Below are 19,831 nucleotides of genomic sequence, written 5' to 3' on the forward strand. Positions count from 1 at the left end.
TTTTTAAAATTTTTTGTTAAATAATAAAGTAAAAGTAGTACCGACGTTGGATTTGCTTTCAAAACTTACTTTCCCGTCCATTAAGTTTACATATCGAAGTACGATATTAAGACCGAGTCCCGTTCCCGGAATATTTCCGGTATTGTGGGCTCTGAAAAAAGGCTGGAAAAGTGCAGCATGGTCCTGTTCGGGAATTCCTATTCCGTTGTCTTTTACTGTAAACAGGTAATATTTTTCATTTATTTCTGTGGAAAATTCGATCAGGGTGTTTTCTCCGGAATATTTTATGGCATTGCTTATCAGGTTCATCAGGCAGTTTCTCAATAAGTTCTGATCGAGATTTATTTCAGATTCGGAGCCGGTGTGCTGATAAATGATGATCTGATCATCTTTGGTAATAAGCTGCAGTTCTTCAGTCAGTTCTTCGGAAAATTTTATCACATCAAATACTCCGAAATTAGGAGCTATAATTCCGGCTTCAAGTTTTTCTAAAGAAAGGAAATCGTTGAGAATGCCATTTAAACTCGCAATAGCATTTTTAATTTTTTGGAGATGTTTAAGAATCTGCGTATTGTCTGAGATCTGAAGATACTTTTCGATGAGTACCACCGAAAGCTGCATAGAGCTGAGGGGCGTACGGAACTCATGTGACGCCATGGAGACGAAACGGCTTTTCATCTTGTTGAGGTGTTTCTCTTTTTCCAGCGAGATATTGGCTTCTTCTTTTGCTTCTTCCAACTCATAAAGCATTTGTTTGAGGGATCTTGTACGATGTTCTACAAGTTCTTCCAGTTCGCTCGCGTATTTTTTTAAAAATTCTTCTGCTTCTTTTTCTTTGGAAAGGTCGTGGATAAATCCAGTGTATATTATTCTGTCCTCATATTGTACTTCACTTACAGCCAGCCTGAAAGGGAACTGAGATCCATCCTTCTTCAGTCCTCTTACTTCTCTCCCCTTTCCTATTATTTTTTTTTCACCCGTATCCTGATAACGGTGCAGATAGCCATCATGTCGGCTTTTGTCCGGTTCCGGCATCAGCACGGAAATGTTTTTTCCGATCAGTTCCTCTTCTTTGTACCCGAATATTTTTAGAGCAGACGGATTCAGGCTTTCTATTTTGCCTTTGCTATCTATAGTAATAATACCGTCAATAGCTGTTTCTATGATGGCACGTAACAGTTTAGCACTTTCCATACTTAAATTAATAACCCAAATTAAAGGTAAGAATTTTAAAGGATTAATGATAAAAAATGTTACATAAACTTATAGTAAGCTATCAACGGCATTAAAAAACCACAAAATCAAAAATATATGTGTCCTCCTTCCGGAAGGATGAGTAAAGGAATTTCCATATGAGCGGCCTGCTTTTCGGCATGGCTGCGGGTTGTTATCCTGCTGAAAAAGCCCTGGTGATGATGTCCCAGAGCCATCATATCAATATCTTTATCTTTCAGGATATCTAAACCGTAATCTATATTTTCGCTGTAGATACAGTTGTAGCAGATTTTCCCGTCGAGATCTTTTAAGAATAATTCTTTTTTATGCTCATATTCTTTGTCCTGCAGCACTTCATTGGTACTTTGGATGATATGCGTAATCAAAACTTCTGCATCGAAGTATCTTGCTAATTTCAATAGAGATTGAGCTGTTTTTATATCTTTTTTATCCAGATCGGTGGCAAAAGCAATTTTTTCAGGTTTCTTATATTCAAATCCGTCCGGGATGATGAGCAAGGGATGTTTGGTGAATTCAATCATTTTCAACGTATTGCTACCGAAAATAAAACGGGTAAACATTCCGGCGCCCTGCATTCCCATTACGATCATTAAAGTCTGGTTTTTTTCTGCAGTGTTGTTAATGATATTAATGGCGTCTCCTGCCTCACACGTATAAGATATCGCGGGATGAAAAGGGAAAGCTTCATCTCCCCACAGTGTTTTTTCTTTTTTCTCTAATTTTTTTACGAGTTTTTTTAATCCTTCACTGTTTTCTTCCTGTAATGCAGGATATTCGTACAAAGCCCATGCAGTCTGCCCAAGCATAGGGTTTTCAAAAGGAAGGCTAAAGGCATGGCAGAGTTCTATATTGGCTTTTAAAGCATTAGCCACATGAAGGGCATAATAAGCAGCATTCTTTGCCGGCTTCGAATAATCGGTGGGTACTAAAATCGATCTCATTGTATTATTGTTTATTAAGATTAAATTTATTTTCCAGATCTGCATCAAGATGGTAGATGTCATTGTAGAACACAGGTTTACCGTCTTTTATCATGCAGGTGAGATAGGCAATATTTATGGGTACAGGTTGTTTTAAAACAAAGTCTTTATGATCATATTTCTGCATGGCAGTTTGCAATGCGGGAATTTTATCTTCTGCTCCATCATTTTTCAAAAGTAATGAAGCCAGCTCCTGAGCTTTTTCTACGCGGATACAACCGTGACTCAAGGCTCTTTCTGTTTTATTAAACAATTGTTTCTGAGAGGTATCGTGGAGATAAACCCCATACGAATTTGGAAAACGGAAAACAACGGAACCAAGGGCATTATCACAGCCGGAAGACTGTCTTACACTGTATTTGTAAGGATTTCTTCTGATTTCTCTCAGCTTAGACGGAGTGATGGTCACCATACCGCCGAATTGGTTGTACACCGCATAGTGGTGATTTTCGAGATATTTGCTGTCGCTTATGATTTTTGGAAGCATTTCTTTTACGAATATACTTTGGGGAACTTTCCAGTCGGGTGCGGTGGTGAAATAATTAATATCACTTACCAAAACCGGACTTTTGGTGGAGGGTTTTCCTACAATCACCTTAGACTCGAATTTTTTGTTCTTACTATAAAATTCCAACGTATAAGAAGGAATATTGACCAAAATATAAGATTCATTTTCCGTGTTCAACCAGCGAAGGCGTTCCATATTGATGAGAATCTTTTTTATTTCTTCTGTATGGTTTTCAGGATTGTTGGCATAAAGCTTATTCAAATAATTTTGAAAATCGGTATAAGCCTGTATTTTAGGGCGGGCCTGAAGGATTGCTTTAATAAAATCATTTTGTCCCCGTGCGTAAGATAATGCTTCAACAGAATAAAATCCATTAATGAAACCTTTATCAAACTGTGACGCGGTGTAAAAAGGATTGTATTTTCCGAAATGCAGATTATTAATAAGGCTGATGAGCGCATCTGTAATCAGAATATCCTGCATGGCTTTATCTTTGGGAGAAATATTTTCCGGCGGATGTTTTAATACTCCAAGATTTTCAAATGATAAATTTTGCAAATGGTAGTCTGAAGAAGACAATCCTAGTTGATAGGCACAATCGAGCAAAAGCATGGCTGTCCATGTTTGTTCTGCTCTGGAAGGCATTATCCAGGCATAATCTGATTGATTTTGGCTATAAAACCTCACAACAGATTTTGGATAATGTAATTTTTCAAGGGTTACTTTATCGTTCAATAAAGAAGTGATTTCTGTGTTCGTTTTCAGATCCTGCCCTTTCAGCATAAGGATACAGAAAAAAATACTTATATAATTCAGTAAGGCTTTCATGACTCGTGATTTTAATGATGTAAAATTGTGAATAACCCTTCAGGTAGAGAATGACTGTTATCACTTAAAAAAATGATCTAATCATATTGTTTCCTGTAAAACCCTCAAAAAAGCCCTGATAATGCACGATCTGCGAAATAATTGTATTTTGTTTTGCTTAAAAAATAGTCGTTGCTATGCTTTTCATCGAAGAATGGAGAGCTTTTTTAAGCTGATCAACATCATATTTGATCGTGATGGCTGTCATCTTCTTTCAGGTGAAGTTTAATGAACTTTGAAGTCGGAATTTCTATCAATTTAGTTTAACAATTTAATACTTCAATGTCATGAAAAAGTTACAACATATCCTTTTGATCTTTTTATTGTTGTTGGTTACCTCTTGCGGTTCTACTCAGATTGTAAACAGCTGGCGCGATCCGGATAAACATATCCATCCGGGAGACTGGAAAAAAGTACTGGTGGTAGCCTTATTGAAAAATGAAACGAACCGCCGTAAAGCTGAAGATGAAATGGTAAAATATCTTCATGGAAAAGGTATTCCTTCTTATCAGTATCTGGATGGAAAAATTAATCAGTATGATGAAGAAGCATTAAGGAATACAATAAAAAAAGATGGTTTTGATGCTGCTATTACCGTACGTTTGATAGATGTGGATAAAGAGAAAGTATTTATTCCCGAACAGCATTATATGTATCCTTTGTACTATGATGATTTCAGCAAATATTATTTCAGAAACAGGTTGTTTTTTTATACGCCGGGCTATTACACGGTGACAAAGAAATTTATTATAGAAACGGTGATCTATTCTATTCAGGATGATAAAATAATATGGTCCGGAATTACGGAAACCTACGATCCTCATGGTGTAAAACGATTAACTGATGATATCGCCGAAACCATCCGCAAAAAAATGTTGAAAGAAGGATTTATTGAAGAAAAATAACGATAAAAATATCATATCATGAAAACAAATGCAGAATTACAAAAAGACGTTCAGGATGCCATCAAATGGGAACCCCTGCTACATTCAGAAGAAATAGGAGTTGCAGCAAAAGACGGTGTCGTTTCTCTTACCGGAACGGTAGACAGCTATGCCAAAAAAGTACAGGCAGAGAAAGCTGCTTCCAATGTTTCCGGAGTAAAGGTTCTGGTAGAAAATATTAAAGTGAAATTTCCCGATCCCAGATCAAAAACAGATAATGAAATTGCCCGCGAAATTGTAGCCGCATTCGAATCCAACACCGTAATTCCCGAAGAAAAAATACATGTGAAAGTTGAGGATGGATGGGTAGATCTTGATGGCGAGCTGGCCTGGGATTATTTAAGGGAAATTACCGAAAATTCAATACAGTTTCTTCCGGGTGTTAAAGGTATTTTCAACAATATTACGATCAAGTCTGATATTCAAAATACAATTGAAAAAAAAGATGTGGAAGAAGCCCTCCGCCGAAGCTCGATCGACAGTAAAGAGATTAATGTTTCGGTATCCGGAACAACAGTGACGCTTACAGGAGCAGTACACTCCTGGAGCCAGAAAAAAGAAGCCGAACGCATTGCCTGGAAAACACCAGGCATCGAACATGTAAACAACGAATTGGCAGTTGATTTTGAGTATGATTTTTAGCTCTCCTACTCTTTAAAAATAATTAACATCATGGAAACCTTTTTTAAAAAAAACTTTACTCTGGTAGGTAAGATTGCTTCATTTTCTGCCCGGTTTTTCAAAGAGATTTTTAGATCGGGTTTTGAATATAAAGAGTTTATAAGACAATGTTTTGTGGTTGGGTATCAGTCTTTGCCGCTAGTCACTATTACTGGTTTTATTATGGGACTTGTCCTTACGATACAATCTCGTCCCGCGATGTCCAGATTCGGAGCCGAATCGCTGATCCCAAGTATGGTTTCATTATCGCTGATAAGAGAAATCGCACCTGTGATCACCGCCTTGATCTGTGCCGGAAGAGTATCCTCCGGTATAGGAGCAGAACTAGGCTCCATGAAAGTAACCGAACAGATCGATGCGATGGAAGTTTCTGCCATTAATCCTTACCGGTATCTTGTGGTAACGAGAACGTTGGCAACAATGCTGATGATTCCTGTTTTGGCCATTTATGCAGATCTGATAGGAATTGCAGGCGGATTTGTCGGCGTAAATATTCATAATGACCACAATATCCAGTATTACTTCTCCCATGTATTTGAATCACTGGAATACGTAGATCTTCTACCGGCCACTGTGAAAACATTCTTTTTCGGATTTTTTATCGGAATTATCGGCTGTTATGAAGGATTCAATGCATCGGGAGGAACAAAAAGTGTAGGGAAAGCTGCCAATTCCGCCGTAGTTTCCGCCTCGCTCATCATATTTATAATTGATCTGATAGCAGTACAGCTTACCGATCTGTTTTTTGAATTGTAATGAAAACTATTGAACAAAATATTACTCCGGGATACCAGAATCCATTAGATAAATCATTCATAGAATTTAAGAATGTGTACAAAGCTTATGGTGATAATAAAGTTCTGAATGGCATTAGCTTTACCATTAAAAAAGGTGAAAATCTGGTTATACTCGGAAGATCCGGCTCTGGTAAATCCGTCGCAGTAAAGTGTCTGGTAGGACTTACTAAAGTGGATCAGGGTGAAATAATAATATCAGGGGAAGATATTACAAAACTGAATGAAGAAGGGCTAAACCGCATCAGGATGAAAATCGGGTTTCTTTTTCAGAACGGTGCTTTATACGATTCTATGACGGTAAGACAGAATTTAGCCTTTACCCTACAGCATAATAATAAAAGCCTGAACGAAAATGAAGTGGAAGCAGCCATCAAAGAGGCACTGCAGAATGTAGGACTGGAAGAAGCGATCGATAAAATGCCAGCAGAATTATCCGGTGGAATGCGCAAAAGAATAGGATTGGCCAGAGCATTGATCATTAAGCCACAAATCATCATCTATGACGAACCTACAGGAGGTTTGGATACGATCACAGCCCGCGAAATTATTGAACTGATACGCAGCATCAAGCTTAAATATAATGCAACCTCGATCATCATTACGCATGATCTTACCTGCGCAAAATATACGGGTGACAGAATCATCATCTTAAAAGACGGAGTGATAAAGGCAGAAGGAAGCTATAAAGATATTGAAAACAGTGAAGACGACTGGGTAAAATCATTTTTTGAACAGTAAACAAAATAAATCATGAAAAACGAGTCATCAAACCAATGGAAATTGGGCATTTTTGTTGCAACAGGCATTATTCTTTTTATAGTAGCCATTTATTTCATTGGTGTCAACAGAAATTTGTTTGGTTCTAATTTCGTTTTGCGTTCAGAATTCGAAAATGTAAGCGGACTAAAACAAGGAAGCAACGTACGCCTCTCCGGAATTAATGTAGGAACGGTAGGCAAAATAGATTTTATCTCAGACTCATTGGTTGTAGTGAAGCTGATCATCAAAAAGGATGTACAGAAATATATTAAAACCGATGCTGTCGCCAGCATAGCAACAGATGGTTTGGTAGGTGATAAAGTGCTTATTATTTCTCCGGGGAATAGCTCCGGAACGGTCGTGAAAGAAAATGACATCATTGCTTCTTATAAAGCTCCGGAAATAGAAGATGTTTTGTCCAGCATTAAAAAAAGTGCCGATAATACCAAGATAATTACGGATGAGCTCGTTACTTTCAGCCGGAAAATGAATAATAAAGATGGTCTTTTAATGAAAATACTTACGAATAAAGATTTTGCCTTACGTATAGACAGAACGCTGGAAAATCTGCAGATGAGTTCTGAAGATCTGGCCCGTTTCACCCCTGTTTTAAACAATAGAAACGGAACTATCGCCAAAATATTTACAGATAAAAAAATGGCAGATAATATCTCGAACAGTATTAATGATTTACAAAAAACTTCCGGAGAGCTGAGTGCTTTTGCCGCCAAAATCAATAATAAAAATAATGTGCTTTCCAAAATAGTGTCCGATGATTCTTTAGCTGTTTCACTGGAAAAAACACTTCTTCATCTTGAAAAAAGCTCCAATGACCTGAATGCTTTTACTTCAAAAATAAATAATGATGAAAATGTCGTATCCAAGCTTATCAACAACCCTGAGCTGGGAAGATCTGTAGATTCTACACTCATTAATATCGAAAAAGGTGTTGCCGAACTGAGAGAAATAGAAAAAGCAGCAAAGAATAATTTTTTATTAAGAGGTTATTTTAATAAAGAAAAAAGAAAAGCGAAAAAACTAAAACAATGATTGTTGAGTTAAGAATCATTGCAAGAATAATCTCATTATTTTAAAATGCCATGCCAACCTACTTTCAGATTCATAAAAAAGAAATTAGCCTGTTCAGCGGTCTTTTTCTGAGTTTATCGGGATTTATTATTAATCCTTTCAGTTTGTCGTATCAGGCAAATCAGGTGCTTTCTGTGGCTATTCTGATGATTATCTGGTGGGTTTTTGAGGCTGTTCCTATGGCGATTACGGCATTATTACCGATCATTTTATTTCCTGCTTTCGGCATCGTATCCCTTAAAAAAGTGGCTGAAAACTACGCCGATCCTATTGTTTTCCTTTTTATGGGAGGATTTTTCATTGCACTTGCCATCGAAAAATGGAACCTTCACAAAAGAATAGCGCTCGGTATCATCAGGCTTACGGGAACCAACGGCAACCGTATCATTCTCGGTTTTATTATAGCAACAGGATTTCTCAGTTTGTGGCTGAGTAATACAGCAACTACGATGATGATGTATCCTTTGGCTGTTTCGGTGATACAGGTTGTTGAGAATCACAATAAAAATGTAAAAAATATTAAAAACTTTTCTCTGGCATTAATGCTTTCCATTGCGTATGCTTCCAATTTTGCACTGGGCACTGTAATTGCGACTCCGCCTAATGTTGCTTATGTAGGATATATCAAAGACAGGTTCAATTTTACGATCAGCTTTTCCGACTGGATGATGCTGTTTCTGCCGCTTACTTTATTGTTATTATTCATGTTGTATGGATTATTAGTAAAAATATTGTACCCTAATAACATTAAACACAGCAATGAAGCATCGAACGCTATTAAAAAAGCACAGCTTCGGTTAGGAGTAATGAACAGGGCGGAAATGAGAGTTTTATCTATTTTTGGTCTTACCGTTTTATTATGGATTACGAAAGATCTCATTAATGATTGGCAACATTATATCCTTTTAGATGATACGGCTATTGCGGTATTGGGTGCATCCCTGCTGTTTTTGCTACCATCTGGTCAGAAAACAGGCAATAAATCTGAAAGATTAATGGCATGGTCCGATACCCGAAAAATGGCGTGGGATATATTGCTGCTTTTTGGAGGAGGAATCGCGTTGGCTAATGCACTTGAAGCATCCCATCTGGTACAGGAATTTGCTTCCGGTTTAAGTACAGTTACTACCACGAATTTGTTTTTACTTATACTGATCGTGTCGGCTGTCTCCATATTTTTAAGTGAAGTTATCAGCAACCTGGCTTTGGTATTGATCCTTTCACCGGTAATTACTTCTCTGGCATTATCTTTAGGTATCAATCCTCTTCTACTGGGTATTCCTATGACACTCAGCGCCAGTTGTGCGAGTATGCTTCCGATGGGTACTCCTCCCAATGCGATAATTTTTGCTAAAGGTGATGTGAAAATTCAATACATGATGAGAACGGGACTTATTCTTAATGTACTTTGTGTGATCGTCATTTCCTTATTGTGCTGGCTGTTTATTCCCATGATGGAAGGTCTGAAATTATAAGATTTTCCTTCTTATTTTTCTTGATTAAATTTTATTCTCTTAATTAATTTTACCATTTCATACCAAATTACAGACAGAAAACCAACTGAGCAGCAGGTCAATAGTTGAGAAGAATGTAATGGTTCAAAACCGAAAAACGCAGCCAAAGGTTCAATATAGATCATAACAGCTACGATGAGGATGGTAACTGAAATAATAAGTGGAACAAGATTGTTTCTGTATTTTAAGGTTGTGATTATGGAATAATAAAAAGAACGGTTAATTAAAGTAAGAAATATATTAGCCGTGATAAGGGTACTGAAAACCATTGTTCTTACTATATTTTCATTAAACCCTTCCGCCACTGCATATTGGTAAATAAACAAAACTCCGGCTGTAATGCACAATCCCTGTATGATGCTTGTTATTAATTCTTTAGCATTAAAAAAAGTTGTGGTGAAAGGTCTTGGTTTTTGACGCATTATATTCTTTTCCACGGGTTCGTTTTCATAGATAATGGAGCAGGTAGGTCCCATGATCAGTTCGAGGAAAATGACATGAAGGGGTGTCAGAATATTGGGATAAATCCAGCCGAAAGTCAATGGAATAAAAACCGTCAGAATAATCGGGATATGGATTGAAATAATATATTGTATTGCTTTTTTCAGATTAGAATATATTTTTCTTCCCATCGATATGGCAAGGGTCATTTTAGCGAGATCATCGTCTACTAAGATCAGGGAGGCGGCTTGTTTGGCAATTTCGGTGCCTTTTTTTCCCATGGCGATACCGATGTGGGCGGCTTTCAGAGCGGGGCCGTCGTTGACACCATCGCCGGTCATTGCTACGATTTCTTTTTCTGCTTTCAGGGCTTTTATGATTCTGAGTTTAGCTTCCGGAAACATTCTGGTAAAAATATTGATCTTCTTTACACAATCCTGAAACTCAGCATCCTGCATTTTCATCAGTTCTTCTCCCGTAATGCTTTTTTCATGCCCCTGAAATCCTATTTGGCGGGCTATTGCCATAGTAGTATCTGAGTTGTCCCCTGTTATTATTTTCACAGAAATTCCTGCCTGGTAAAAGTCTTTCAGCACCTCCTGCATATTCTTCTTTGGAGGATCGTAGAATGCAACAAGACCTTTATAATCAAATATAAATTCCTGCTGATGCTCAGGAAAATTGTTCCCTGAAAAATCTGCAACTCCTACTCCCAATACCCTGTAACCTTGGGTTGTGAAATGTTTGATAGCCGTTCTTATATTTTCTTTTTCTTCAGGGTTAAGGTTAGAAATCTCCATAAATGCTTCCGGAGCACCTTTGGCCGCAATGATTCTTTTTCCGGTCTGATCTTCAAAAATATGGGTCATCATCGGTGGTTTGCCATCGAGGGGATATTCATGAATCATTTTAAAATAAGGACGCATATCTTCGGAAAAATGTTTTCCATAAGTTTCATGCAAAGCTTTTTCCATCGGGTCAAAAGGAATCGGTTCACTCGCCCACATTGCGATCTCCAACAGTTTTTTTTCTTCTGCAGTGGATATCTCATCCGGTTGCAGTTCTTTTTGGGTAGAAATCACGAAAAGATTGGCCAAAGTCATTTCATTTTCGGTAAGAGTTCCGGTTTTATCTGTACAGATAATGCTGGCGCTACCGAGTGTTTCTATGGTTTTCATTTGTTTTACAATGATTCCCATTTTCATCAGGCGCCACGATCCCAGTGCCATGAATGTTGTAAACGCCACGGGAATTTCTTCGGGCAGGATACTCATGGCCAGTGTGAGAGCTTTTAACAGACTGTCTATTACTTCATGAGATCGTAAATAATTCATGACCCAGACTGCTGCGAAAACGACAGACCCTACAATCACCATTTTTTTCACAAAATCATTGATCTGTACTTCTAAAGGGCTTTTTTCATCCTTAATATTTTCAAGGCTTTTTCCTATTTTTCCGAGTTTGGTTTTGTTGCCGATTTCTGTTACCGTTGCTATAGCCAGTCCGCTTGCGACGATGGTTCCGGAATAGACGAGATGGTCTTCGGAGTTTTTATCTTTGTATACTGAAAAAGATTCTCCGGTAAGTATCGATTCATTAACTGAAAAATCGTTGGAATGCACAATGATTCCATCTGCAGTGATGAGGTCTCCTTCTTCTATCATGATGCTGTCTCCTACCACCACATCTTCTGTTTTGATCTGTTGTACATCACCATTTCGGATCACTTTGCAGCTCGGCTGGGTAAATGTTTTCAGCTTTTCAAGGGCGTTGCGGCTTCTGGATTCCTGATATAATGAAATGGCAGAAACCAGGATAATGGCAAAGGCAAGAAATAACCCGTCATCGAATTGATTATTAATAAAATATAAAAAAGAGGCTACCAGTAGTAAAATCACCATCGGTTCTTTGATAATTCCTTTCAGGGAACGAAAAAAAGGATTTTCCTTTTTGTATTCGAGCCTGTTGTATCCATATTCTTTTCTTGAAGAAATTACCTGCTGGTCTGTGAGTCCGGATATCTTGAAATCATGCATATGTATTATTTTAGAGGGAACTTGCGCTGTATAGTAAAGTTACTGCAATTAAATAATAATCGTATCATTTTCAAATGATTTAAATTAACTTTCCGTATGATCCTGGTCATATGAGTATCAGTATTTTAGGCATAGCTTTAATGCTTCAAAGACTTATCTTAAAATATTGGAACCGAAAAATGTATATTGTGGAAAACTTAATGTTAAAATTGTGTAATAAAAAATATATTGGTAACTAAATTGCATAAGTCTTATTAATTAAACTATTAAAAATTAAAAAGCTATGAATATTTCTTACTATGATTTTAAAAATCTACCCAATCAGGAGCAATGCAATGTTGTCATGAATGAAGGACGTGTGATGAACGAAACAATTTCCGATACTTTAAAATATGTATTGTATGAAGTTTCTTATTTTACCGTTGAAATCATTTATAACATGAAAAACAATAAAATCGAGGGAATGAATGTGTTTCAGAATAAATCTGCTTATTCTAATTGATTATTTAAGCAGTTCTATCCAGACAGGAGCATGATCACTACTCTTTTCCCAACCTCGCACATGTTTATCCACGCCGCCCGATTTCAGACGGGAAGTGAGATATGGGCTTAATAAAATATGATCCAGCCTTATGCCTGCATTTCGGTCATAGGCTTTGTATAAGTAATCCCAGAAGGTATAGATAACTTCGTCCGGATATAAAGTTCGGAGAGAATCCAGCCAGCCTTTTTTCATGAGATCCTCATACGCTTTTCTTACTTCAATCCTGTACAACGCATCATTTTCCCAACGTTCGGGTTTATAGACATCCATCGCAGTCGGAATAATATTAAAATCACCGATAATAATCGCCGGAAGCTCCATTTTTATCAGTTCATCAGTTCGTTTTTTTAATCTTTTGATCCAGCTTAATTTATAATCGAATTTCGGCCCCGGATACGGATTTCCATTGGGAAGATAAAGGCAGCAAATCACCATCTGATCGATAATGGCTTCGATGTATCGGCTCTGGACATCTTCATCATCTCCGGGTAAAGTATTCTGAACTTCCACAATCTCATGATTTTTTGAAAGAATCGCAACTCCATTCCAGCTTTTTTGTCCCTTCCAGATAGCCTGATAACCGGCATCATTGATTTCCTTTATTGGAAAACGTTCCTGCGGGGCTTTCAGTTCCTGAAGACAAACGATATCCGGCTCTGCTTCCTTTAGCCATTGAAGTAAAACCGGCAGCCGCCCATTCACTCCGTTTACATTATAAGTTGCTATTTTCATGACTATTCCTGTTTATTTTCAAAAGGCAATAATTATTCCATGTGATGAATAAAAGATGATGTGAAATTTTTACTATTAATTAAAACTTTGTGGCATAATTTATTCATTAACAAGATAAGAAAGATTTAGTTAAAATTTAAATTCACTTTATGAACTATAACGAAGCCCAACAATATAAAAAAGAAGCATTGCAAAAAGCAGATGAATCTGTACTGCAGAATTTCCATATCATCATCACCCCCGCTATCACAGACGAAAGCGCAAAATATATTGAAGATTTCTTAAAAAATCCTGATAAGTTTAATGATGAAAGCTGCAAAAAATACAGCTCCGACGGAGAGTTTGAAGTGGTAAGTTTTAAAAAAGAAAATGAATAAAAAAGCCATCAAAAGAGTTGATGACTTTTAATGATATTGAATAGAATGATGAAACTTTAGATACCACATTTTTCTATTTATGTCTAAGATGGTCTTATAGTTGTAGATTATTCACCAATCAAAACAATCACTAAAATATATTCATTATGGAAACGAAAACACCAACCAAAAATGCGACTGCAAAGAAACCTGCAGCGACAAAAACAGCATCCAAAGCAACGGCAAAGACTCCGGCTAAAAAGAATGCTGCCAAAGAATTGAAAGACCTGTTTGAAGATTCGCTGAAAGACATCTATTGGGCAGAAAAAGCCTTGGTAAAAGCTTTACCGACAATGATGAAAAACGCTACTGACGCCAAACTGAAAGCTGCCATTGAAAAACATATCGCAGAAACAGAAACACACGTTCAGAGACTGGAGCAATGCTTCAGTGCATTGGGGAAAAAAGCGCAGGCAAAAAAATGCGATGCTATGCAGGGATTATTGGATGAAGGGAAAAGTATCATGCAGGAAACAGAACCGGGAGCTGTAAGAGATGTAGGAATTATCGCTGCGGCGCAGAAAGTAGAACATTACGAAATCGCTACTTATGGGACATTGGCGGCATATGCAAAGGTTTTAAAAGAAGATGAATGTCTCAAAAACCTTCTCGCTACGCTAAATGAAGAGAAAAAATGCGATGAATCATTAACAAAAGTTGCCGACACCGCGCTGAACACTCAGGCGATGTAAACAACGATTTGATACGAAAAAAGAGACCGATGAGGTCTCTTTTTTATTTTATGATGTCTAAATTATTTAGAAAATAATGCTCTTTTTAAGGTTGATGCGGCATCCAGAACAGATTCTTTTACAGCAGGGATGTGAGCCAGCGGATTCAGCATTCCGTAGTCGTGGATGAATCCTTTGTATTCTGTAACGGTTGTCGGTACTCCCGCTTCATCCAGTTTTCTGCCGTAGGCTACACCTTCATCATGCAAAATATCATTTTCTGCAACCTGAACCAAAGCCGGAGGTAAGTCTTTCAATTCTTCCAAAGACGCCTGTAAAGGGGATGCATATTTGTTTTTGCGTTCATTAAGGTCGGGTAAATAATTGTCCCACATCCATTTCATCAACGGTGTTGTAAGAAATCTTTCCTGAGCAAATTTTGTATAGGATTCTCTGCTGAAATCAGCATCTGTAACCGGCCATAGAAGAATTTGCTGTGATATTTTCGGTCCGTTTTTATCTTTAGCGATCAAAGCGACTACAGCAGCCATATTTCCGCCAACGCTGTTTCCTACTACTGCGAGTTTGCTTGCGTTCACTCCTATTTCTTTGCCGTTCTGGGCTACCCATTTTGTTGCGGCGTAAGCCTGATTGATCGCTACAGGAAATCTCGCTTCAGGTGATGGTGTATAATCAGGAAAAACTGCTACAGCACCACTGTTGACCACCAAATCTCTTACTAATCTTTTATGAGTAGGATAATCTCCTAGAACCCAGCCTCCACCGTGGAAAAACATGAATACCGGAAGTCCTGCTTTGGCACCTTTTGGTTTTACAATGTGGATTTTTATGGTTTGTCCGTCCTGGGTGATCGTTCTTTCTGATTCTTCAATATCTGAATAGTCAAAATTGACAGATTTTTGTGCTCCTACCAAAACTAATCTTGCATCTTTCGGAGATAAGGTTTCTAATGGTTTTCCGTCTCCGCTGTTTAAGACTTTTAAAAATGCTCTGATTTCTTTGGAAATGTTAGGGTCTTGGGATGCAGGATTTTGTTGAGCAAATGCATTTGAATTTAAGCTAAAAAATGTCATTGCTGATAATGCGATACCTTTAATAAATGTTGTTCTCATAATAAATAGATTTTTAATTATTTTTTGTTGATTTCTATGAGACAAAGGTATGGCGTATTGCAATCCGATATAAAGCATAAAAGTGCTTTATTGTTGTACTTTTTTCCTTTTTTGGTTAAGTTTTTAATGAGTTTAAATAAACTTTTTAAATAAATAATAATTATTGAATTTCTACTGCTGATTATTTTTCCTGAAAAGATACGCTACGAACTGCTGTACCTTAGGACCTATGAAAAAGATCACAGGAATGATAATAATGTAAGCCATTGCCCATGATTTTAGCCATTTTTCAAAGAAATTTTCGATATATCCTACATTAATGCTGATTAACGTAAATGAAATAATACCTGTCGTGATGAAGCCCATGATGAACGCTCCGGCTATTCTCTGTTTCATAACTTTTTAATAATAAAATTTTAATGCTATTTCTTCATGACAAGCAGCTGCTTTCCTTTCTGTACAATATATGTTGCGAGTTCGCTGGCTTTGCTGTTGCCTATATTTTTAGCAGAATGATTTTTTCCTGCCGGAATAAAAAGGACTTCTCCTCCTTTCAGAATGACAGGTTTTTCACCTTCGATCTGATATTCAAAAGTTCCTTCCAGCACATAGATTACCTCTTCACCCGGATGCGAATGCATTCCGAAGGAAGTGCCTGTTTCAAAATCAATTCTTGCCTGAATGGTTTCATATCCTGAAGCCTGTAAGTCATATCTCTGAAGATTTGTTCGTGTAATTCCCGTTTGTTGCGAGAAACTTTTTACAGGGATAAAATAGATAGCTATACAAAGAATGTAAATCGCTTTAATGATTAATTTGTTTAAAAATTTCATTTCTTCTTTATTAAGGTTAAAAAAAATAAGGGCAGCAGCAATATCCGTTGCCCTTTTATTGGTATTATCGTACTGATTTGAAAGCGGCTCTCAATTCTTCTGAGAAAAGCTGAGGGTGTTCCCAAGCTGCGAAGTGACCGCCTCTGTCCACTTCATGGAAATAAACCAGATTTTTATATGCTCGTTTTGCCCAGCTCTCCGGAGATGCATATACATCTTTCGGGAAGGTTGTCACGGCAACCGGAATCGTGATTTTGTCAGACTGCATCATTCCTGCACTGATGATGCTGATATTTCTGTTTTCCCAATAGATCTGAGCTGCGGAAGAAGCAGAATTTGTCAACCAGTATAATGAGATATCATCCAAAACCTGATCTCTTGTCGGCAACTGTTTCGGATCTTTTCCGAAAGACCATTCATCGAAGCCCGGGTGTAGGAAGATCCATCCTGCAAGTCCAACAGGAGAGTCTGAGATAGAATAGCTTACGCCCTGCGGTCTTCCTTCCATTGTTGTTTTGTAGATAAAGCCCCCTGTTTTGATGGCATTGTTTAATTGTTCAAAAGCGGCACGTTCTTTTTGCGAAAAGCTTTCCGGTACTGTATTTCCACCTAGAGCCATTCCCGCTTCGTTGGGTAATGTCGCAGGAAGATTGCTGTGAATTGCCAATAATCCCTGAGGAGCCTGTAAAGCCATTGAGTGAACAATTCCCGCACCCCAGTCACCGCCTTGTGCTACATAATTTTTATAGCCCAGACGTTTCATTAAGACAATCCATGCTTTTGCAATACGGTCGTTGCCCCAACCTTCTACCGCAGGTTTACCCGAAAACCCAAAACCGGGCAATGAAGGGATCACAATATCAAATGCATCTTCGGCTTTTCCTCCGTAGGCCGTAGGATTTGTTAATGGTTCTATCACTCCCATGAATTCGAATACAGATCCCGGCCAGCCATGACTTAGAATCAGTGGCATCGCGTTTTTATGTTTTGATTTTACGTGGATAAAGTGAATGTCTATTCCGTCTATTTTAGTTTTAAACTGAGGGTACGAATTTAATCTTGCTTCAGCTTTTTTCCAGTCGTAGCTTGTTCCCCAATATTGGGCGAGTTCCTGCATTTTGGCAAGTTTTGCCCCTTGCTTTTCATCATTTACCAATTCTTTGGAAGGCCATCTTGTCTGTAAAATGCGCTGGCGAAGGTCTTTCACTTCAGCATCTGAAATATTTACTTTAAATGGCCGGATGGTTTCATCATTTTTTAATTCTGTTTTATTTTGAGCTGAAGCAATGGCAAATTGTACCATTAATGCTCCTGTGAATAATAATCGGGAGAGATTGTTTATTGTTTTCATTTTGTTTGTTTAAATAATTTTGATTTTTAAATATTATTCTGAAATAATTTGTGCCGATGCAGAAATCTGCCCGTCGATACTGATATCATGTACCTGAGAAGCCGGAGTGCGGTCGATCACAAGACTTACCAGTTCGGGACGGCTGTAGTGGCCTTTTGCATCCATAAGACGCTTGCGGGAATCTATTTTAGATAAATCGATATCGGCGATCACTTCTCCTTCTCCGGATTTGATAGGTTCTCCGATGATCTGACCTTCAGGATTAATAATCGCAGTGAAACATCCTCCTGAAATGGGACCGATTGGCCCTCCTGTATCCTGAGCGATCTGCTTCTGCTGTTCTTCATCCAGCCAGCCTGTAGCACAAACTACGAAACAGGCAGATTCCATGGCGTGCTGACGAACGTTGATTTCTGTTTGTTCACTATGCAAAGGGCCAAGGAATGATCCTGGATACATCGCCGAATGAATCTGTTCACCATCTGCAATCATCGCATATCGGAATAATGGATTGTAGTGTTCCCAGCAAGCCAACTGCCCTATTCTTCCCACTGCGCTGTCTACGGCTCTGAGACCTGAAGCATCTCCTTGTCCCCAAACCATTCTTTCGTGGTAAGTTGGTGTTAGTTTTCTTCTGCGCTGGATCAATGTTCCATCTGAATCGAAAAGAAGCTGTGTATTATAGATGGTTCCGCCATCACGTTCGTTCACTCCGATGGAAACGACCATATTGGCTTCCTTAGCGGCTTTCCCGATCGCATCTGTATCCGCAGAAGGGACAACGATGGATTCTTCCAACAGTTTCAAGTGTTCCTGTGCCATCGCATAAGGCGCCTGAATAAAAGAGAAATAAGGATAATAAGGAATAATGGTTTCCGGGAAAGTGGCGAATTCCACTCCTTTTTCTCCCAATTCAAGAATTTTATTAATTATTTTATCAATAGTTCCCTGTTTGCTGTATAATACAGGGCTGATCTGCACGGCGGCAACTTTTACGGTTTTGTTTGAGTTCTTCATAATAATGTGTGTTTTAAGGGTTTTGATAAAAACGACCGATCGGTCATTTTTTAAGTAAAAAAATTTATAACAGATTTTCTTCAACTTCCATTTTCAGGAGTTTTTCGATAGTTTTCATCTGTTTTGCACTACCTGTGATTTTTTTCATCATGATAGCTCCTTCGATCATGGCATAGGCTTTTATGGCAAATTCTTCGGCATTCCATTCATTACTGAATTCTTCGCTGTCTATACCTTCCTGAATAGTTGTTCTTATTTTTTTATGGATAGTATCTATTGTTTTTTTGATCTTTCTTCTCGATACGTCATTGGTGTCATCTACTTCCATTCCTAAGTTTAAGAAAGGACAACCTCCCTCAAAAGGCGGAATCTCCGGGTTTAGAAAGACTTCAAAATAATCAAAGAGTCTCTTCTTTACACTTCCGCTGCCTGCTAAAGCAGCATCCATAAGTTTCAGTTGCTTGTCGATATAGTATTCTACAACGGCATGGGAAATGGCTTCTTTATTTTCAAAGTGCACGTACAAACTACCTTTGGCCAGCTTTGTGACTTCGAGAATGTCGCTGAGGCTTGTTCCTGCGATTCCTTTTTTGTTAAATAGTAAAGCCGACTTTTCAATAATCAGTTGCTTTGTCTTTTCTGCTTTTCCCATAGAATTTTTAATTATTAATTATAAATCAGATTGCTTTGATGATAGATACTATCCAAAAATGATCCTGTGATTAAAGGATAATGGTTTCTACTTTTATGTTACCTTTTACCATTTTAGAATAAGGGCATAAAGAGTGTGCAGCTTCTGCGACAGATTTTGCCGTTTCGTTGTCAATTCCCGGAAGGCTGATGTTGAGACGAGCCTTTAAAGAATATCCGTCTGTTTCTGATAAAACCAGGTCTACTTCTGCATGTACGGTTGCATCTGCAGGGAATTTAATGTCTTTAGCAGCGGCAGCTTTCCCCATCGCTCCGATAAAACACGCAGACCAACCTGCTGCAAACAGTTGTTCAGGGTTTGTACCTTCTCCGATGGCTCCGGGAGCTGTAAGTTTCACGTTCAGTTTTCCGTCTGTACTTTTTGCTGAACCTCCTCGTCCTCCAATGGTAATGGTGGATCCTGTGTAAATTACTTTTTCGTTTTGAGTTGCATTTTCCATTGTCTTAAAAAATTTTAGTTAATATGTTTCTTGCTGATTTAGAGATACTTCTAAATTGCTCGACAAAGGTATTGGTACGATGCAACGATCCAAATGACAATGATGTTCAAACGGACAAACTAGACTCCGAA

General features: G+C 38.0%; 21 protein-coding genes. 9 read left to right on the forward strand and 12 right to left on the reverse strand.

Features of this window, described 5'->3' with window-relative positions:
* Positions 1 to 3: 3 nt before the first annotated feature.
* From BMX24_RS06200 to BMX24_RS06210, 3 genes are all read right to left on the reverse strand, one after another.
* Positions 4 to 1,194, reverse strand: coding sequence for a PAS domain-containing sensor histidine kinase (locus tag BMX24_RS06200; RefSeq protein WP_089791179.1), 1,191 nt, complete (start codon positions 1,192 to 1,194; stop codon positions 4 to 6).
* Positions 1,195 to 1,301: 107 nt separating this feature from the next.
* Positions 1,302 to 2,177, reverse strand: coding sequence for a universal stress protein (locus BMX24_RS06205; RefSeq protein ID WP_089792777.1), 876 nt, complete (start codon positions 2,175 to 2,177; stop codon positions 1,302 to 1,304).
* Positions 2,178 to 2,181: 4 nt separating this feature from the next.
* Complete coding sequence (locus tag BMX24_RS06210) at positions 2,182 to 3,552, reverse strand: L,D-transpeptidase family protein (RefSeq protein ID WP_089791180.1); 1,371 nt, start codon at positions 3,550 to 3,552, stop codon at positions 2,182 to 2,184.
* A 326-nt stretch (positions 3,553 to 3,878) separates the two neighbouring features.
* On the opposite strand from BMX24_RS06210, the gene BMX24_RS06215 reads away from it, so the two are divergent.
* The 6 genes from BMX24_RS06215 to BMX24_RS06240 are packed head-to-tail and all read left to right on the forward strand — an operon-like array spanning position 3,879 to position 9,336.
* Positions 3,879 to 4,496, forward strand: a complete 618-nt coding sequence (locus tag BMX24_RS06215; protein WP_089791181.1) for a hypothetical protein — start codon at positions 3,879 to 3,881, stop codon at positions 4,494 to 4,496.
* A gap of 18 nt (positions 4,497 to 4,514) precedes the next feature.
* The gene (locus BMX24_RS06220) at positions 4,515 to 5,177 is read left to right on the forward strand and encodes a BON domain-containing protein (protein ID WP_089791182.1); all 663 of its coding nucleotides are present in this window, start codon (positions 4,515 to 4,517) and stop codon (positions 5,175 to 5,177) included.
* A gap of 30 nt (positions 5,178 to 5,207) precedes the next feature.
* Positions 5,208 to 5,972: an MlaE family ABC transporter permease gene (locus tag BMX24_RS06225; protein WP_089791183.1), complete on the forward strand. Its 765-nt coding sequence runs from the start codon at positions 5,208 to 5,210 to the stop codon at positions 5,970 to 5,972.
* A complete protein-coding gene (locus tag BMX24_RS06230; RefSeq protein WP_089791184.1) occupies positions 5,972 to 6,751 on the forward strand; it encodes an ABC transporter ATP-binding protein in 780 nt (259 codons plus the stop codon). Before BMX24_RS06225 ends, BMX24_RS06230 begins: the two co-directional genes overlap by 1 nt.
* Positions 6,752 to 6,763: 12 nt before the next feature.
* On the forward strand, positions 6,764 to 7,822 hold the full coding sequence (locus BMX24_RS06235) for an MlaD family protein (protein ID WP_089791185.1): 1,059 nt from the start codon (positions 6,764 to 6,766) through the stop codon (positions 7,820 to 7,822).
* Positions 7,823 to 7,872: 50 nt separating this feature from the next.
* Positions 7,873 to 9,336 carry an SLC13 family permease gene (locus tag BMX24_RS06240; RefSeq protein WP_089791186.1) on the forward strand — a complete coding sequence of 488 codons (1,464 nt, stop codon included), beginning with the start codon at positions 7,873 to 7,875 and terminating at the stop codon, positions 9,334 to 9,336.
* 11 nt (positions 9,337 to 9,347) lie between these two features.
* Here the strand turns inward: BMX24_RS06240 and BMX24_RS06245 are convergent, their stop codons facing one another.
* Positions 9,348 to 11,852 (reverse strand): cation-translocating P-type ATPase, encoded by a 2,505-nt coding sequence (locus tag BMX24_RS06245; protein ID WP_089791187.1) that lies wholly within the window; start codon positions 11,850 to 11,852, stop codon positions 9,348 to 9,350.
* Positions 11,853 to 12,135: 283 nt separating this feature from the next.
* Between BMX24_RS06245 and BMX24_RS21005 the strand changes: the two genes are divergently transcribed.
* Entirely contained in the window at positions 12,136 to 12,354 is a 219-nt protein-coding gene (locus tag BMX24_RS21005) for a hypothetical protein (RefSeq protein WP_139176759.1), read from the forward strand.
* Here BMX24_RS21005 and xth read toward each other — a convergent pair whose 3' ends face one another.
* On the reverse strand, positions 12,355 to 13,128 hold the full coding sequence (xth, locus tag BMX24_RS06250; RefSeq protein WP_089791188.1) for an exodeoxyribonuclease III: 774 nt from the start codon (positions 13,126 to 13,128) through the stop codon (positions 12,355 to 12,357).
* Between the two features lie 149 nt (positions 13,129 to 13,277).
* Between xth and BMX24_RS06255 the strand changes: the two genes are divergently transcribed.
* Both BMX24_RS06255 and BMX24_RS06260 read left to right on the forward strand, forming a co-directional pair.
* Positions 13,278 to 13,505 carry a hypothetical protein gene (locus BMX24_RS06255; protein ID WP_089791189.1) on the forward strand — a complete coding sequence of 76 codons (228 nt, stop codon included), beginning with the start codon at positions 13,278 to 13,280 and terminating at the stop codon, positions 13,503 to 13,505.
* Positions 13,506 to 13,651: 146 nt separating this feature from the next.
* Positions 13,652 to 14,236 carry a YciE/YciF ferroxidase family protein gene (locus BMX24_RS06260; protein ID WP_089791190.1) on the forward strand — a complete coding sequence of 195 codons (585 nt, stop codon included), beginning with the start codon at positions 13,652 to 13,654 and terminating at the stop codon, positions 14,234 to 14,236.
* Positions 14,237 to 14,298: 62 nt separating this feature from the next.
* On the opposite strand, the gene BMX24_RS06265 is transcribed toward BMX24_RS06260, so the two are convergent.
* The 7 genes from BMX24_RS06265 to BMX24_RS06295 all read right to left on the reverse strand — a co-directional run bounded on the left by BMX24_RS06265 (position 14,299) and on the right by BMX24_RS06295 (position 19,700).
* Complete coding sequence (locus BMX24_RS06265) at positions 14,299 to 15,348, reverse strand: alpha/beta hydrolase (RefSeq protein ID WP_170835667.1); 1,050 nt, start codon at positions 15,346 to 15,348, stop codon at positions 14,299 to 14,301.
* Positions 15,349 to 15,519: 171 nt separating this feature from the next.
* Positions 15,520 to 15,744 carry a DUF2798 domain-containing protein gene (locus BMX24_RS06270; protein ID WP_089791191.1) on the reverse strand — a complete coding sequence of 75 codons (225 nt, stop codon included), beginning with the start codon at positions 15,742 to 15,744 and terminating at the stop codon, positions 15,520 to 15,522.
* A gap of 26 nt (positions 15,745 to 15,770) precedes the next feature.
* The gene (locus BMX24_RS06275; protein ID WP_089791192.1) at positions 15,771 to 16,181 is read right to left on the reverse strand and encodes a cupin domain-containing protein; all 411 of its coding nucleotides are present in this window, start codon (positions 16,179 to 16,181) and stop codon (positions 15,771 to 15,773) included.
* A gap of 64 nt (positions 16,182 to 16,245) precedes the next feature.
* A complete protein-coding gene (locus BMX24_RS06280; RefSeq protein WP_089791193.1) occupies positions 16,246 to 17,532 on the reverse strand; it encodes an epoxide hydrolase family protein in 1,287 nt (428 codons plus the stop codon).
* A 33-nt stretch (positions 17,533 to 17,565) separates the two neighbouring features.
* Positions 17,566 to 18,549, reverse strand: coding sequence for a nitrilase-related carbon-nitrogen hydrolase (locus tag BMX24_RS06285; protein ID WP_089791194.1), 984 nt, complete (start codon positions 18,547 to 18,549; stop codon positions 17,566 to 17,568).
* 64 nt (positions 18,550 to 18,613) lie between these two features.
* Positions 18,614 to 19,201, reverse strand: coding sequence for a TetR/AcrR family transcriptional regulator (locus tag BMX24_RS06290; protein WP_089791195.1), 588 nt, complete (start codon positions 19,199 to 19,201; stop codon positions 18,614 to 18,616).
* 70 nt (positions 19,202 to 19,271) lie between these two features.
* Positions 19,272 to 19,700, reverse strand: a complete 429-nt coding sequence (locus BMX24_RS06295; protein WP_089791196.1) for an Ohr family peroxiredoxin — start codon at positions 19,698 to 19,700, stop codon at positions 19,272 to 19,274.
* Between the last annotated feature and the right edge of the window lie 131 nt (positions 19,701 to 19,831).

The sequence above is a fragment of the Chryseobacterium wanjuense genome (assembly GCF_900111495.1).
GTDB lineage: Bacteria > Bacteroidota > Bacteroidia > Flavobacteriales > Weeksellaceae > Chryseobacterium > Chryseobacterium wanjuense.